At 35.2% G+C, this 14,256-nt stretch carries 14 protein-coding genes; 11 read left to right on the top strand and 3 right to left on the bottom strand.

Annotated elements, in window-relative coordinates; genetic code table 11:
• Nucleotides 1-7 precede the first annotated feature (7 nt).
• On the bottom strand, nt 8-412 hold the full coding sequence (locus ACJJVT_RS19220) for an HYC_CC_PP family protein (protein ID WP_299322539.1): 405 nt from the start codon (nt 410-412) through the stop codon (nt 8-10).
• Nucleotides 413-609: 197 nt separating this feature from the next.
• Between ACJJVT_RS19220 and ACJJVT_RS19215 the strand changes: the two genes are divergently transcribed.
• From ACJJVT_RS19215 to rodA, 8 genes are all read left to right on the top strand, one after another.
• A complete protein-coding gene (locus tag ACJJVT_RS19215; protein ID WP_405400861.1) occupies nt 610-1,710 on the top strand; it encodes a hypothetical protein in 1,101 nt (366 codons plus the stop codon).
• 113 nt (nt 1,711-1,823) lie between these two features.
• Nucleotides 1,824-2,273, top strand: coding sequence for a GAF domain-containing protein (locus tag ACJJVT_RS19210; RefSeq protein ID WP_405400860.1), 450 nt, complete (start codon nt 1,824-1,826; stop codon nt 2,271-2,273).
• 92 nt (nt 2,274-2,365) lie between these two features.
• Nucleotides 2,366-3,898: a bifunctional phosphoribosylaminoimidazolecarboxamide formyltransferase/IMP cyclohydrolase gene (gene purH, locus ACJJVT_RS19205; protein ID WP_299800637.1), complete on the top strand. Its 1,533-nt coding sequence runs from the start codon at nt 2,366-2,368 to the stop codon at nt 3,896-3,898.
• Between the two features lie 56 nt (nt 3,899-3,954).
• Nucleotides 3,955-4,983, top strand: a complete 1,029-nt coding sequence (locus ACJJVT_RS19200; RefSeq protein WP_027066022.1) for a rod shape-determining protein — start codon at nt 3,955-3,957, stop codon at nt 4,981-4,983.
• 168 nt (nt 4,984-5,151) lie between these two features.
• Nucleotides 5,152-5,973 carry a rod shape-determining protein MreC gene (mreC, locus tag ACJJVT_RS19195; protein ID WP_299800635.1) on the top strand — a complete coding sequence of 274 codons (822 nt, stop codon included), beginning with the start codon at nt 5,152-5,154 and terminating at the stop codon, nt 5,971-5,973.
• Entirely contained in the window at nt 5,966-6,475 is a 510-nt protein-coding gene (gene mreD, locus ACJJVT_RS19190) for a rod shape-determining protein MreD (protein ID WP_299800634.1), read from the top strand. Before mreC ends, mreD begins: the two co-directional genes overlap by 8 nt.
• Nucleotides 6,472-8,340 carry a penicillin-binding protein 2 gene (gene mrdA / locus ACJJVT_RS19185; protein ID WP_405400859.1) on the top strand — a complete coding sequence of 623 codons (1,869 nt, stop codon included), beginning with the start codon at nt 6,472-6,474 and terminating at the stop codon, nt 8,338-8,340. Before mreD ends, mrdA begins: the two co-directional genes overlap by 4 nt.
• Nucleotides 8,330-9,613, top strand: a complete 1,284-nt coding sequence (rodA, locus tag ACJJVT_RS19180) for a rod shape-determining protein RodA (RefSeq protein ID WP_405400858.1) — start codon at nt 8,330-8,332, stop codon at nt 9,611-9,613. Before mrdA ends, rodA begins: the two co-directional genes overlap by 11 nt.
• Here the strand turns inward: rodA and ACJJVT_RS19175 are convergent.
• Nucleotides 9,610-10,422 carry a DNA/RNA non-specific endonuclease gene (locus ACJJVT_RS19175; RefSeq protein WP_405400856.1) on the bottom strand — a complete coding sequence of 271 codons (813 nt, stop codon included), beginning with the start codon at nt 10,420-10,422 and terminating at the stop codon, nt 9,610-9,612. The genes rodA and ACJJVT_RS19175 overlap by 4 nt on opposite strands.
• Nucleotides 10,423-10,511: 89 nt before the next feature.
• Between ACJJVT_RS19175 and msrB the strand changes: the two genes are divergently transcribed.
• From msrB to ACJJVT_RS19160, 3 genes are all read left to right on the top strand, one after another.
• Nucleotides 10,512-10,970, top strand: a complete 459-nt coding sequence (gene msrB / locus ACJJVT_RS19170) for a peptide-methionine (R)-S-oxide reductase MsrB (protein ID WP_324028393.1) — start codon at nt 10,512-10,514, stop codon at nt 10,968-10,970.
• Nucleotides 10,963-11,505, top strand: coding sequence for a peptide-methionine (S)-S-oxide reductase MsrA (gene msrA, locus ACJJVT_RS19165; RefSeq protein WP_405400855.1), 543 nt, complete (start codon nt 10,963-10,965; stop codon nt 11,503-11,505). The genes msrB and msrA overlap by 8 nt, the downstream gene beginning before the upstream one ends.
• Before the next feature lie 129 nt (nt 11,506-11,634).
• On the top strand, nt 11,635-12,042 hold the full coding sequence (locus ACJJVT_RS19160; protein ID WP_405400854.1) for a DoxX family protein: 408 nt from the start codon (nt 11,635-11,637) through the stop codon (nt 12,040-12,042).
• A gap of 70 nt (nt 12,043-12,112) precedes the next feature.
• On the opposite strand, the gene ACJJVT_RS19155 is transcribed toward ACJJVT_RS19160, so the two are convergent.
• Nucleotides 12,113-14,251 carry a carboxy terminal-processing peptidase gene (locus tag ACJJVT_RS19155; protein WP_405400853.1) on the bottom strand — a complete coding sequence of 713 codons (2,139 nt, stop codon included), beginning with the start codon at nt 14,249-14,251 and terminating at the stop codon, nt 12,113-12,115.
• Nucleotides 14,252-14,256: the final 5 nt, after the last annotated feature.

Below are 14,256 nucleotides of genomic sequence, written 5' to 3'. Positions count from 1 at the left end.
GTTGAAATCAAATCAAGAAAACTTGGTGTAGAATATTCAAATCTTCAGCCAATAAAGGCGGAGGATATAAATTAAAATCGATATTCTCATCTGTAGTTTCTTCAAACAAGCCTATATAAGAACTTGTAAAAGAGATTAAGAATACCTGCTGTGAAAAATCAAAACTAGAAATATCATGTGTTAAATCATCTTGACCTTGCACGGTAAAAGCTTCGTCATTACAACAGTGCTTTTTTACTTTAGGTGCATCTTCCAATAAAGACAGACCAGCTTCCATGCCACAATCATCTGCGTGATTAAACAATGCAACGTCCATAACACGACCCATACACAAATGCTTTTCTACTGTCCAAGAAATTGTTGACAGTAATAATAGCATTGCCATGAACACAGAAAATAGTTTATGTAGCAATTGTCTCACACTGTAAAATTACAAAATATTGAATAGCCAAGAGCTTTTACAGCATTTCTTTAACAAAACATTTATTTAAGAAATATCCTACAAAATAAACTAAGTAGAATATATACGATTCTTAATATTTTTAAGTTAAAAGAGTTAACACATTAACAAATACAATCAATAAACACTAATCATCAAAATTAAAAATTATGAAAAAACAAATTAAACAGGTCTTCTTAATATGCACTATTGCCCTATTTATAAGCAGTTGTAGCTCTGACGATGGATCAATTTTTGACACTCCATTACCAGATGATACTACAGGAGATGATGGCGCTGATGACTCTGATGAGCCAGAAGTGGCTACGATAGTTTTTAACGAAGCATTACCTTCTGTAAACATTACAACAGCATCTGCAAGCGGAGAAGCAGGTACTAACGTTACTGGTAGAGTTATTTTTACTTCAGACGCTACTACACAACGTAGAATGTATATTACCCAAAATTATTTAGGACAAGGAGAAATGCCTTTTAGTTCTTTTGATTTGGTAAGTGATGATTTAACAAAAGCCTTAAAAGCTGATGGATCTATTGACTTAGATGGCGCTACAAAGAAAGAAATCGATTTTTCTTTTCCTCTTCCAGTTCCAGATATTGACAATGGTGAGATAGTATATACTTTTTGGACAACTACTGGTAAAGGAGATTTTAGAGATTCTACCAAAAGATTGGCCTTAGGTGCTGGTCAAATTACAGTAACAGTTGGTACAGGTGCCAACCCTGCTGCTGCAATAAGAGAATTTAATGATGTAAAATTATTTGCACCAGATGTAAATGGTAATACAGAAACATTCTTTTCTTTATTGAACGAAACTGTTTACAAGATTAATGTTGGACCTGAGTTTAGAGCATTCTGGGATTTCGGATACTACTACGGTGCTTCCGGTATCTCTGCAGATGACAATGCTTCTTTTGCTTCAACTGAACAATATGACGCTTCTTTTGGATTTGATGTAGAAGGTTTAGAGCCAGGTGCAGACGAAGAGAACGCAGCAACAGAAACATTGAACCAAATGTTTTTTGCTACTTCTACCGCTACAGATGCTGCTGCATTTGACGCTATAACATTATCTGGTGATATCGATTTTACAGCAACTCCAGATGCTCAAAAAATCACTAACCTAAGCGTAGGTGATGTTATTGAATTCGTTGACAACTACGGTAAAAAAGGATTAATTAAAGTTACTTCCATACAACCAGGATTTGGTAATGCTGACTTTATTGAGTTCGATGTTAAGATTCAACCATAAGTTTTACAAATAAAATTTAGTTTTAAAAGAGGATGTTTCAAAAAACATCCTCTTTTTTTGTTTTAGCGTTCACCGTTACATTACAACAATATGTATTTTTGCAAAAAAAAGTTATGTTCAAAGCGCTACGCCCTCAAGTAAGTTCTATTATTGATTCTAACAAAACCTCAGATGCAAAAATGCAGGATATATGCGAGCTTTTAAAAGCTAACGTTCCGCATTATGACTGGGTAGGGTTTTATTTTAAGAATGGCGATAAGCGCGAACTAAAACTAGGTTCTTATGCTGGTGCGCCAACGGATCATATTATTATTCCCTTCGGAAAAGGTATTTGTGGTCAAGTGGCTGAAAGTAACGAGAATTTTGTAGTACCAGATGTACAAGCTCAAGACAACTACATCGCATGTAGCATAACCGTTAAAGCAGAGATAGTGGTACCGTTATTTGTTAATGGTGAAAACATTGGTCAAATAGATATCGACTCTAACACTCCTGACCCTTTTACAGAGGCAGATGAGACCTTTTTAGAATTCGTAAATTTTGAAGTAGCCAAAATTCTTTAAAACTTTAGGCTTTTTGTTGATAAACTAGCTCATTTTATAACTGCAAAAAAATTACTTTTGCTTGCTTATTAAAAACATTTAAGCATCATACAATGAGCAGTGTAAAAAAAGCGTCTTCAGCCTTAATTTCAGTTTTTCATAAAGACGGATTAGAGCCAATAGTAAGAAAATTTCAAGAATTAGGAATCACTATTTACTCCACCGGAGGAACCGAAAAATTCATAACTGATTTAGGAATCGACGTGGTTCCTGTAGAAGATGTAACCAGCTACCCTTCTATTCTAGGAGGAAGAGTAAAAACTTTACACCCAAAAGTATTTGGTGGTATTTTAAACAGACAGGACAACGAAAGTGATGTTGCCCAATTAGCTGAATTTGAAATTCCACAAATAGATATCGTCATTGTTGATTTATATCCTTTTGAAAAAACAGTTGCCAGTGGTGCTTCTGAACAAGATATCATTGAGAAAATCGATATAGGCGGAATTTCTCTTATTCGTGCTGCAGCAAAAAACTTTAAAGATGTTACCTGTGTTTCTTCCATGGAAGATTATGCAGAGTTTCTTGACGTTGTTTCTGCTGATAATGGCAACATTAGCTTAGAAGACAGAAAGCGTTTTGCCGCTAAGTCTTTTAATGTTTCTTCTAATTACGATACTGCTATATTTAACTATTTCAATAAAAACCATGATATCGCTGCTTTAAAAGTTAGCGAAACTCAAGGTAAAGTTTTACGCTACGGAGAAAACCCACACCAAAAAGGATTCTTCTTCGGCGATTTTGATGCTATGTTCTCTAAATTGCACGGTAAAGAATTATCATACAACAACCTTTTAGATGTTGATGCTGCAGTTAATTTGATGTTGGAATTTAAAAATGATGCTCCGACTTTCGCAATATTGAAACACAACAATGCCTGCGGACTTTCGCAAAGAGATACTTTACACCAAGCTTATGTTGACGCTCTAGCCGGTGACCCTGTTTCTGCTTTTGGCGGAGTTCTTATTAGCAACAAAGAAATTGATAAAGCTACGGCAGAAGAGATTCATAAATTATTCTGTGAAGTAGTTATAGCACCAAGTTATAATGCAGAGGCGCTTGAGATATTAAAAGGAAAGAAAAATAGAATCATTCTAATCCAGAATGAAGTTGAAATGCCAGAGATGCAAGTAAGAACTTGTTTAAACGGTATGCTTCTTCAAGAAAAAGATCATAAAACAGATACGCTTGCCGATCTTACAAATGCCACCCACACAAAGCCAACAGAACAAGAATTAGAAGATTTAATTTTTGCATCTAAACTTTGTAAGCACACGAAGTCAAATACTATTGTAATCGCAAAAAACAAACAACTTTGCGCAAGTGGCACTGGACAAACAAGTAGAGTTGACGCCTTAAACCAAGCAATACACAAAGCCCAGACCTTTAATTTCGACTTAAAAGGTTCAGTTATGGCAAGTGATGCTTTCTTCCCTTTCCCTGATTGTGTGGAGATTGCAGACAAAGCCGGGATTACTAGTGTTATTCAACCTGGCGGATCTATTAAAGACCAATTAAGTGTAGATTATTGCAACGAGCACAAAATTTCAATGGTGATGACAGGCACACGTCATTTCAAGCATTAATTTCATTACTTTTGTCGATGAAATACACCCTTTTATCTAAAATTTAAATATCACATATGGGATTTTTTGATTTCTTGACCGAGGAAATAGCTATAGATTTAGGTACAGCTAACACTCTTATCATTCATAATGACAAGGTAGTTGTCGATAGCCCATCCATCGTTGCCAGAGATAGAATTAGCGGAAAAATCATTGCAGTTGGTAAAGAAGCCAACATGATGCAAGGTAAAACCCATGAGAACATAAAAACAATTAGACCATTGAAAGATGGTGTAATTGCAGATTTTGACGCATCTGAAAAGATGTTGATGATGTTCATCAAGAATATTCCTGCATTAAAGAAAAAATGGTTTCCGCCAGCATTGCGTTTGGTAATCTGTATACCTTCTGGTATTACTGAAGTTGAAATGCGTGCGGTAAAGGAATCTGCAGAACGTGTAAACGGTAAAGAGGTGTATCTTATTCATGAACCAATGGCTGCAGCTATTGGTATCGGTTTGGACATTATGCAACCAAAAGGAAATATGATCGTTGATATAGGTGGTGGTACTACCGAGATTGCGGTTATTGCATTAGGCGGTATCGTTTGTGACAAATCTGTAAAGATTGCAGGTGACGTTTTCACAAACGACATCATTTATTACATGCGTACACAGCACAACTTATATGTTGGTGAAAGTACGGCTGAAGCAATTAAGATTGAAATAGGTTCTGCAACAGAAGATTTACAATCTCCACCAGATGAGAAATCTGTACAGGGACGTGATCTACTGACAGGAAAACCAAAACAAGTTCAAATATCTTATAGAGAAATAGCGAAGGCTTTAGATAAATCTATTCTGCGTGTTGAAGATGCGGTTATGGAAACATTATCTCAGACTCCCCCAGAATTAGCTGCCGATATTTACAATACTGGTATCTACCTTGCAGGTGGTGGCTCTATGTTACGTGGATTGGACAGAAGGTTATCTCAAAAAACCGACTTACCAGTTTATATTGCAGAAGACCCATTACGTGCCGTAGTACGTGGTACAGGAATCGCATTAAAGAATTTAGAACGCTACAAGAGCATATTAATTAAGTAAGAAGTTCATTTTGCGAACAACTTCTTAAATAATGGCAGAAAACCTTGAAAAAATTTCAAGAGCTATTTAGTATTAAGTATTGATAGAACTTCGAGGCAAGCCTCGAAGTAGCTTGCCTAACGGCAGTCAGGTTTAAATCTCGATTATCGAGTAAAAATTTAAGGGTGAATGCAACAGATCATAAATTTTCTAATTAGGTATAAGATATTTTTACTTTACCTTTTTCTGTTATTGATTTCCTGCATCTTTACGTTTCAATCGCACTCGTACCATCAATCTAAATTTTTAAATTCCTCCAACTATATTTCTGGGAGTATTTATACTTTTTCAGATAATGTAACTTCGTATTTTGGCTTAAGGGAAGAAAACAACAAGCTTGTTGAAGAAAACAAAAGACTTAGAGATAAGCTCTTTAACAATGTAGTTCTTTCACCTTCACTAATAGATTCTACTTCTGTGGACTATGAAGTGGTAAGAGGTCGTGTCATCAATAACAGTTATGCGGACCAGCGTAACTACATCACTATCAACAAAGGTGAAAATGATAGTATTGTACAAGATATGGGTGTTATTACAGACAAGGGTATTTTAGGTATCGTTGAAAATACATCAGATAAATTTTCTACCGTACAGAGTATTTTAAGTGACAAATCGAACATAAATGCAAAAATCAAAAACTCTAATCACTTTGGATCTTTAGTTTGGGAAAATACCACAGATTATAATGTTGTTCAATTAATCGACATTCCAAGACTGGTACCATTGACCATAGGTGACACTATTGTTACGGGAGCCATGAGTAGCATCTTCCCAGAAAACATTCCTATTGGTACGATTAAAAGATTTGATTTAGATAACTCAAAAAGTTTCTATTTTATAGATGTAGAACTTTTCAATGATATGACAAATATTGACAATATTTATATTATTAGAAATTTGAACCGTAAAGAGGTTTTAGAATTAGAAGCAGAAACAGAAGCCAATGATTAATAGTACTTCATTTTTAATTGTACTCCGATTTATTTTATTGGTGCTACTACAGGTGCTAGTATTCAATAAGCTGAATTTCTTTGGCTACATAAATCCGCTAATCTATATTCTTTTCTTGTATTGGTATCCTATCAAACAAAATAGAACTACCTTTATAATATTATGCTTTTTCTTAGGATTATGCGTAGATATTTTTTCTGACACACTTGCCATAAACGCAGCAGCTACCGTTACCATAGCTTATCTTCGACCAACCATTATGCGTTTTGTCTTTGGTGTCAATTATGAATTTCAAAGTTTTAAGTTAAACAACAGTACAAAGGCACAACAATTTACGTTTTTAGCGTTATTGATTATAATACATCACTTGGTATACTTCACGTTAGAAATTTTTAGCTTTTCTAACAGCTTGCTAATTTTGCAAAAAACACTAACAGTGGGTGTATCTACGTTGATTTTAGGCATATTGTTCAGTACTTTATTCAGCAGTAAAAAAGAATGAGAAAAATTCTTTTATCATTAATTATAGTTGTCATCGCAATTACCTTTCTGGGAAGGCTATCTTATTTGCAAATTTTTAGCTTTTCTGCAGAGCAAGTTTTAGAGGACCCCGCAATTAAGGCGATATATGATTATCCTGAGCGTGGCTACATTTATGACCGAAACGGTCATCTTTTAGTTGGTAATGACCCTGCTTATGACGTCATGGTTATTCCTAGAGAAGTTCAACCTTTAGATACTCTTGAATTTTGCGGATTATTAGGTATTGACAAAGAAAAATTCGTAGAAAAACTTAGAAGAGCAAGGGTGTACTCACCAAGACTACCTTCTGTATTGGTTCCACAACTTTCAAAACAAGATTACGCAAAGCTTCAAGAGAAAATGCGTAAGTATAAGGGCTTCTATATCCAAAAAAGATCTTTACGTTATTACGACACCCCTAGTGCGGCAAATGTTTTAGGCTATATCAGTGAAGTAAATGAAGGTGACTTAGCAGTCAATAAGTATTATGTTCAAGGCGAACTGAAAGGTAGAACGGGAGTTGAACGTTACTACGAAGATTTATTGAGAGGTCGCAAAGGCGTACAATACATTCAGAAAGATCGATTCAATAGGGATATCGGTCCGTATAAAAACGGAACCATAGATACTCTACCTGAGCAAGGGAAACAAATAAGCATCACCATTGACAAAGCATTGCAAGAATATGGAGAATTATTAATGAATGGTAAAAGAGGCGGAATTGTAGCTATAGAGCCTGCAACAGGTGAAATCCTTTCCATGATTTCAGGACCAACTTATGATCCTGCTCTTTTAGTTGGTAGAGAACGTTCTAAAAATTACACAAAACTGTATAATGACACAATAGCGAACCCAACTTGGGATCGCTCTATTCACGCACAGCAACCACCTGGTTCACCATTTAAAACCTTGAATGCATTAATAGCCTTACAGGAAGGTGTTCTAGATGTAAATACGACCATACAATGTTACCACGGGTTTTATGTGGGCAAGAAAAAAAGAGGTTGTCACTGTGGTGGTGGTTTACGAAGTTTGAATAAAGGAATATCGCAATCATGTAATGCTTACTTCGCAGGAGCTTTCAGAAAAATATATGAAAAGTTCGAAACTACTGATGAAGGTATGGATGTGTGGGAAAAACATATGAAAAGCTTCGGTCTGGGCGACTATTTAGGTTACGATCTACCATTCGGACAAAAAGGGCGTATACCTAGCAAAGAATACTACGATAAATGGTACGGAGATAACAGATGGAGTTCTTCCTATATCATATCGAATTCAATTGGACAAGGAGAAATATTGGCTACACCGGTACAATTGGCAAATATGACGGCTGCCATTGCTAATAGAGGACATTATTTTACTCCGCATATTTTAAAGAAAATTGAAGGTAAGAATATCACTGAACCTAAATTTACCGAAGCTAAACATACCACAATCGACCCTAAACATTTCGAACCTGTGGTTCAAGGTATGGCAGATGTTTATGTAAGTGGTACCGCAAGATGGTTGCAAATACCAGGTATTGAAGTGGCCGGAAAAACAGGTACTGCCGAGAATTTTACTAAAATAGATGGTGTTCGTACACAATTAACAGACCACTCGGTTTTCGTAGCGTTCGCACCTGTCGATGACCCTAAAATTGCTATAGCGGTATATATTGAAAATGGATATTTTGGATCGAGATACGCCGGACATATCGCTACTCTTATGATTGAAAAATACCTTAAAGGTGAAATTACCTTGAAGACCCTTGAAAAGAGAATGCTAGATAAAACACTAGAAGCAGAATACGCGAAACCCTACAGTGGGGAGGAGTTTAAAATAAACGAACGTGTCTGGTAGAAGCATCTTAAAAAGAATTGACTGGCTAAGTGTTTTCATCTATTTCGCACTTGTTTTTATTGGCTGGATCAATATTTACTCTAGTACATTTACCGACGAGCATAGCTCTATCTTTGATTTCAGTACGCTTTATGGAAAGCAGTTATTTTTTATCGGGGTTAGTTTAGTCACTATAGTTGTGGTACTTGCCTTAGAGGTCAATTTTTATGAACGTTTTGCTAGTTTACTATATCTCATTTCTATGGTCTCGCTACTAGGCCTGTTTGTTTTCGGTAAAACTATTGCCGGTGCAACATCTTGGTACGACCTTGGTTTTTTCAATTTACAGCCTTCTGAACTTGCAAAAGTAGCTACTGCACTAGCACTCGCTAAATATCTCAGCGATATACAAACAGATATTAAACGTAGAAAAGATCAGTTCTATGCACTTCTTATTATACTTGTACCAGCCATTTTAATTATACCACAACCTGATCCCGGTAGTGCACTAGTATTCTTTGCAATGATTTTCGTGATTTTTAGAGAAGGATTACCATTGTATTATTTAGTAATTATATTGAGTTTAATTCTCGTTTTTGTCACAACCTTAATGTTCGGCACCGTTTGGCTAATTATTGGCTTGGCATTATTGATTATAATTTTATTCGCTACCAAACGTAAAACATTAAAAATTCCTGTAATACCGCTTAGTCTAATTAGTGTAGCTGTTATTCTATTCTCGCTTTCGGTAAATTTCGTTTTCAATAACGTGTTCGAGCAACGCCATAGAGATCGTTTTGGCTTATGGTTGCGATTAGAAAAAGATCCGAAAAAATTAGAGCAGATTAGAAAGTCGATTGGATATAATACTTATCAATCTGAAAAGGCAATTGAATCTGGCGGATTCTTCGGTAAAGGATTTTTAGAAGGAACCCGTACAAAAGGAGATTTTGTACCTGAACAACACACAGATTATATTTTTAGTACCGTTGGTGAAGAATGGGGCTTCTTAGGTACTGCAACAGTAATTATTCTATTCACCGTCTTGTTTCTGCGCTTAATTTCTTTGGCAGAACGACAGAAAAATGCCTTTGCAAGAATGTATGGCTATGGGGTAATTTCAATTCTACTCATCCATTATTTCATTAACATAGGTATGGTAATCGGTATTCTGCCCACTATTGGTATTCCACTACCCTTCTTTAGTTATGGTGGATCAGGACTCCTATTCTTTACTATTCTACTCTTTATTTTCTTAAGGCTAGATACGAACAGATTAAAGGAGAGTTTCTAAAACTTCCACCCAGTAGTATTCTTACTTCCTTCAAAAGCACTTTGTTGCTTTTCTGTTAGTTTAGCAAAAAAGTCGATTCCTGTTTCTTTTTCTATATCATCAATAGACACTACGAAATTGCGCAAAGAAGTAAACTGAGGTTTATTTGGCATTAAAAAAGAAAGGGTATATATCTTATCTCCCTTTTTACGGGCAATGATTTTATAGAAAGTATCAGGCACATCTACATCTTCTTCTCCGATCTCTTCTAATCCACTTTCTAACACCCCACCTGTAAATACATATAAAGTTCCGTACTGTTTTGCCCAGCGTCTTGTTTGCTGCTCTAAGTCGTTCCAAATACCTGCATTGAACTCTCTGTCTTGCGGACTTATATTACTCGTATAAAAAGTCTCATTGTATGCCTGTAACGAGAATCTACGATCACCAGCTGGTAGTAAATGTCCACGATCATAACCCGACCCTTTATAATTTCGCCAATCTGCAGATTTAGAAGAAACAAATGGATCTTCTATAAAATAGGGGCGCTTTCTATCATCATAAGTCAAATGACTTTTACTCAGTGTATATGCTACCCATTCGGCTTGCTCATAAGGCTCATTGTAAGACAAGGTAAAATACTCATGATTTACAATTTCGCCCGTTGTTGATGAAGGCAGTAATTCTTTTGGAAACTCATTTGAAATAACACCCTCTTCATTTTCAGAATATGTTGCGGGAGTATAAAAGTTTTCAAACAGCCAAAAACCAACAATACAGACAAGAATTAAAATACTATACAGAGATCCATTTTTTTTGCGGTATGCCATACGCCAAAATTACCTAATTTTGTAAGATATATGGTAAATTACCGACCAATAAACCTAGTAAACAAAGTCTAAACGAAAGGAAAATTATGATGTTAACTTGGAAAGATGTAATTCATTTTTCAGTGAATGGTAACCCTGAACCTGATAGAAGAGTTGAAAAAACAGAACAGGAATGGAAAGAGATTTTGACACCTGAACAGTTTAGAGTTACTCGAAAAAAAGGTACTGAAGCTCCGCATTCTGGTGCGCTTTGCACTGCTCACGAAGCTGGCAAGTATGAATGTGTTTGTTGTGGCACACCATTATTTGATTCTACTATTAAATTTGAATCTGGCACTGGGTGGCCTAGTTTTACACAACCCATTAAAGAGAATGCTATAAAATATCATAAGGACACAACCTTTGGTATGATACGCGTAGAAGTAATGTGTAATACTTGCGATGCGCATTTGGGACATATATTCCCTGATGGACCAGAACCTAGTGGATTACGCTACTGCATTAATTCTGAATCTATGCAATTAGAAAAGGAGGAAGCTAATGGCTAATACGAATCTAGAAATCGCCACAGTTGGTGGTGGTTGCTTTTGGTGTACCGAAGCGGTATTTCAAGAGGTAAAAGGTATACATAAAGTAGTTTCTGGATACACAGGCGGAAAAGCTCCGGGAAGACCAACATACAGAGAAATCTGCTCTGGCTTAACCGGTCATGCAGAAGTAGTTCAGGTTACTTTTGACCCTAGTATCATTTCCTATGAAGATATATTAATTATTTTCATGACTACACATGACCCTACTTCTTTAAACAGGCAGGGAGCTGATACTGGTACTCAATACCGTTCTGTTATTTATTTTCATAATGACGAACAAGAGCAAAAAGCAAAAGTAGTATTGAATGAAATGCAGGCAGTATATGAGAAGCCAATTGTAACTGAATTAAGTCCTTTAGGTATTTTCTACGATGCTGAAGTGTATCATCAAGATTATTACAAGAACAATTCTGAACAAGGATATTGCCAAGTTGTAATCAACCCAAAGTTGGCTAAACTTAGACAATTACATGCAGACAAACTTTTATCTTAATATGTAGTCCGGTTTAACTTAAGAGATATTCTATTCAACTACAGCAATTTTCAGTTCACCTATAAAAACTTAAAACTTTTTATAGGTGAACTTATTTTTGAGACATCATAACATTAAAACCTACTTATTATGAATTCTCAAAAATCTTTTTACTACATCGCATTAGGGCTTTTCGCTATCGCCGTTGCTGGTTCAATCATTAACTCCATTATTAATTTTGATACAGTTGCCATTACCTTTGAAAAACTTGGCTATCCTACTTACCTCATATATCTTCTTGGCGTATTCCAATCCATTGGTCTTTTAATGATCATATTCAATAAATCGCACTGGTCATTAGAATGGATTTATGCCGGGTTCTTTATGAATTACACATTGGGTGCTATTGCTCACTTGGCAGTTAAAGATGGCAATGGAGCATCTGCGGTAATATGCACTGTACTTTTATTTGTAACCTATATTCAAAGTAAAAAAATACGCAACACAAACAATGAGTTAGCTGAATTTGGAAAAAATAAGCACGCTAAGTTTATTTAAAAAAATTACACATTAAAAAAGCCGCTATATAATTTATATAGCGGCTTTTTTAATGTGTAATATAAGAACTCTAGTTCTTTACACTAGCCAATTTACCTTGCTTAATATTATTCATTTTTAAGTCTTCTAAAACATTTACTGCTTCTTCAACATAAACATCTTTTGCTAAATTTTTATGCCATCTATTACGCTTCTCTCGTAACACAGAATCTTTAGTAAATAACTGCTCTTCATATCCTAAAGACTTAAACGTAAGTTGAGAATCGTAATCGGTTAACTTCTTAAAGTAATTCGATTGTTCTTTATCCTTGTTTTTTTCTTCCTTATAAGTATCGAAATTTAAAGAGATCTCCGTTTCGTCTTGCTCGGCTTTTAACCACTTTGCATTTTCTTCTATCAACTTAATTTGTTGACTCGTTGCCATTCTCTTTTCGCTATCGGCAATAGTTTTCTCATAATTAATATAACCGTCCCAAGCTTTATAATTTGCAGGTGTGATTTTATCCCATCCTAACGGATTAGACTGATCTCTTTCTCCTAAATCAATATAGCTATATCTGTCTGGCACCACAATATCACTCTTTACACCTTCTAATTGCGTAGAACCTCCATTAATTCTATAGAACTTCTGAGTAGTAATTTTAATAGCACCTAAATCTCCGTGCTCGTTACTACGCAACATGTTGTTCAAAGGAATAACGTTCTGTACCGTTCCTTTACCAAATGTTTGCTTACTACCTATTACAATAGCTCTTTTATAATCTTGCATCGCAGCTGCTAAAATTTCTGAAGCAGAAGCAGATAACTCATTTACTAGAATTACCAATGGACCATCCCATTGAATTCTTTCATCTTTATCATCATATACATCTTTACCCTTATCTCTAGACTGCACTTGCACAATAGGACCATCTTTAATAAACAAACCAGCCATTTCAACAACGGTCTTTAAAGATCCGCCACCATTGTCACGTAAATCTAAAATAAGACCTTCCATGCCTTCTTCTTTTAAACGCTCTACTTCTTTAGCAACATCTGTTGCCGCATTTCTTTCGCTGTAATCATTAAAATCAACATAGAATTTTGGAAGATTAATAATTCCGAATTTTTCTTCTCCCTTTATAATGTTGGCAGATTTCGCATATGACTCTTCTAGTTCTACAACGTCTCTTGTTAAAGAAACAACATCTAAAGAACCATCAACTTTTTTAACCGTTAAATCTACAATAGTACCTTGAGCACCTTTTATTAATTTAATGGCATCGTCTAAACGCATACCAACTATATTAATAGGCTCTTCACCATTCTGACCAACTTTTATAATTTCATCACCAACTTCTAATCTTGCATCCCTCCATACTGGTCCACCAGAAATAATTTCTACGATTTTTGCACCTTCCGCTTTTTTCTGAAGTCTTGCTCCAATACCTTCAAACTTACCTGACATGCTGGTATCAAACTTCTCTTTTTCTTCTGGAGCGAAGTAAAATGTATGTGGATCAAATTCATCAACAATAGTATTAATATACTGTACGAACCAATCTTTACGCTCTAAATCATTTACAAAATCAAAGAACTCATCTAAAGTAGTTTCTGTAGATTTTCTTGATTCTTCTTCTGCTTCTTTTTGTGAATGTGCAGTATGATCATGCTCATCTGTACTTTCGATTTCATCATTCTCCATATGAGAAATTTTAGAATCATACGTACCTAAAGTTGCATATTTCAATTGCTTTCTCCAACGTTCTTTAAGCTCTTTTCTATTTGCAGCAAATGGCTCTTCATCATATTTAATACTGATGCTTTCATTCTCAGAATAATCAAAAGGAGTTTCTAAGACTTCTTTATAAATTCCTTTTGCATCGCCCATACGTTCCATCAATCTTTCATATACTACATTGAAAAATGTGATATCTGTATTTTTGATTTCGTCATCTATCTGATATTTGTACTTTTCAAATTCAGCAATATCAGATGCTATAAAGTATCTTTTGGTAGGATCAATAACATCAATAAAATCTTCAAACACATGTACCGAAAAATCATCGTTAAGCGCTTTAGGCTCATAATGTCCTTTTTCTAACACATAGGTTATTAAATCTAACAACAATTTGTCCTTATCGTCATTTTCAAAAGTCTTATTTGTAAAACTGCATGATGCTACAGCTGCGAGCATCAACAACAGTACGTAGGCTAAATTTCTTTTCATAAAAT

It is taken from the genome of Maribacter sp. Asnod2-G09 (assembly GCF_045063795.1).
Classification (GTDB): domain Bacteria; phylum Bacteroidota; class Bacteroidia; order Flavobacteriales; family Flavobacteriaceae; genus Maribacter.
Note: the sequence above shows the minus strand (reverse complement) of the source record. Positions and strands in the feature narration are given on the sequence as shown.

Bases quoted from the DNA above. Each gene is read 5' to 3' on its own strand.
- ACJJVT_RS19215 (WP_405400861.1), top strand. From the start codon at position 610: ATGAAAAAACAAATTAAACAGGTCTTCTTAATATGCACTATTGCCCTA.
- ACJJVT_RS19210 (WP_405400860.1), top strand. From the start codon at position 1,824: ATGTTCAAAGCGCTACGCCCTCAAGTAAGTTCTATTATTGATTCTAAC.
- purH (WP_299800637.1), top strand. From the start codon at position 2,366: ATGAGCAGTGTAAAAAAAGCGTCTTCAGCCTTAATTTCAGTTTTTCAT.
- ACJJVT_RS19200 (WP_027066022.1), top strand. From the start codon at position 3,955: ATGGGATTTTTTGATTTCTTGACCGAGGAAATAGCTATAGATTTAGGT.
- mreC (WP_299800635.1), top strand. From the start codon at position 5,152: ATGCAACAGATCATAAATTTTCTAATTAGGTATAAGATATTTTTACTT.
- mreD (WP_299800634.1), top strand. From the start codon at position 5,966: ATGATTAATAGTACTTCATTTTTAATTGTACTCCGATTTATTTTATTG.
- mrdA (WP_405400859.1), top strand. From the start codon at position 6,472: ATGAGAAAAATTCTTTTATCATTAATTATAGTTGTCATCGCAATTACC.
- ACJJVT_RS19175 (WP_405400856.1), bottom strand. From the start codon at position 10,422: ATGGCATACCGCAAAAAAAATGGATCTCTGTATAGTATTTTAATTCTT.
- msrB (WP_324028393.1), top strand. From the start codon at position 10,512: ATGTTAACTTGGAAAGATGTAATTCATTTTTCAGTGAATGGTAACCCT.
- msrA (WP_405400855.1), top strand. From the start codon at position 10,963: ATGGCTAATACGAATCTAGAAATCGCCACAGTTGGTGGTGGTTGCTTT.
- ACJJVT_RS19160 (WP_405400854.1), top strand. From the start codon at position 11,635: ATGAATTCTCAAAAATCTTTTTACTACATCGCATTAGGGCTTTTCGCT.
- ACJJVT_RS19155 (WP_405400853.1), bottom strand. From the start codon at position 14,251: ATGAAAAGAAATTTAGCCTACGTACTGTTGTTGATGCTCGCAGCTGTA.